The sequence below is a fragment of the Nonomuraea cypriaca genome (genome assembly GCF_015645445.1).
Classification (GTDB): Bacteria; Actinomycetota; Actinomycetes; order Streptosporangiales; family Streptosporangiaceae; genus Nonomuraea; species Nonomuraea cypriaca.
On the sequence record NZ_JADOGI010000557.1, the window covers coordinates 1 to 800 of the forward strand.

The window sequence follows — 800 nt, forward strand, 5'->3', positions numbered from 1 at the left end:
GTCCCCACACCGGTTCCATCCCACCCGTCCCCGGTGGCCCCGCCTCCAGCGGCCCGCACACCGGCTCGATGCCGGCCGTACCGGGCAGGAACTCGTCCAAGGGCTCCTCGTACTCGACGCCCGCCACCAGCGGCGTGGCATCGTCCAGCGGCCCCGTGCCCTCCGACGCCGACCACGCGATGGTCCGGGTCGTGGACAACCTGTTCCGCAGCCTGGACAAGCTGGAGCTGGCGGTGGCCGTGCACCGGCTGTTCGCGGAGGACCCGGTCAGCCTGCGCACGCTCGCGCACAAGATGCTCGTCGACCGGGACGCCCTGTCCCAGGCCCAGCGCACCGCCGAGGAACGCGTCCTGCACTGGCTCCGCTCCTCGGAGTCCGCGCCGGTCACGGGCCACATGTTCGCCCTCACCGAGTGGCTGGGCGCGGCGGCCACGGAAGACCAGCTCATCGGCGCCGACCCGGCCCACCCTGTGACGGTCCCGTCCCTGCGTACACCGCTCTGGCGGGTGCTGGTCACGCTCATGCCCGACCGCCGCCTCCAGGACGGCTGGCTCGTCGTGGGCGACCTCCACGGCCTGCAGGCCCGTACGCGTCAGCTCCTGGCCCAGAGCCCGCCGGACAGCGACGTCGTGGAGCTGATGGGCGAGCTGGGCATCCGCGCCCACTCGGCCAAGGCGTGGCTCGAGGGTGTGCCTCCCGAGGCGGGCCCCGGACCTGCGGCCTCGGCGCCCGGCCCGGCCCAGCCCCTGCCCCGCCGCACGCCTGGCGCCAACGGTCACCACCAACGGGGCGGCCAGCCG

General features: G+C 74.8%; 1 protein-coding gene and 1 pseudogene. One reads left to right on the plus strand and one right to left on the minus strand.

The genetic code is table 11. The features are described 5' to 3' along the window. The coding region (locus tag ITP53_RS56795; protein ID WP_207757787.1) for a hypothetical protein at nucleotides 1–199 on the minus strand (199 nt) is incomplete at its 3' end. On the opposite strand from ITP53_RS56795, the pseudogene ITP53_RS55590 reads away from it, so the two are divergent. Continuing rightward, nucleotides 192–800: pseudogene (locus tag ITP53_RS55590) on the plus strand (hypothetical protein); the annotation flags it as partial. The gene ITP53_RS56795 and the pseudogene ITP53_RS55590 sit on opposite strands and share 8 nt — an antisense overlap.